Source organism: Streptomyces sp. NRRL B-1140 (assembly GCF_001280065.1).
GTDB lineage: Bacteria > Actinomycetota > Actinomycetes > Streptomycetales > Streptomycetaceae > Streptomyces.
On the sequence record NZ_LGEA01000072.1, the window covers coordinates 1 to 216 of the forward strand.

Here is a 216-nt window from a genome sequence, read left to right on the forward strand (position 1 = left end):
TCTCAAACGAGCCGCTGACGTTTCGACTACGGGGGTCTTACCCTCTACGCCGGACCTTTCGCATGTCCTTCGCCTACATCAACGGTTTCTGACTCGTCCTGTCGCCGGCAGACGACAGAAGAGAGATCCCACAACCCCGCATACGCAACCCCTGCCGGGTCTCACACGTATACGGTTTAGCCTCATCCAGTTTCGCTCGCCACTACTCCCGGAATC

At 57.9% G+C, this 216-nt stretch carries 1 rRNA gene; it reads right to left on the reverse strand.

Annotated elements, in window-relative coordinates:
* Positions 1–216, reverse strand: a 23S ribosomal RNA gene (locus ADK65_RS09345); the annotation flags it as partial.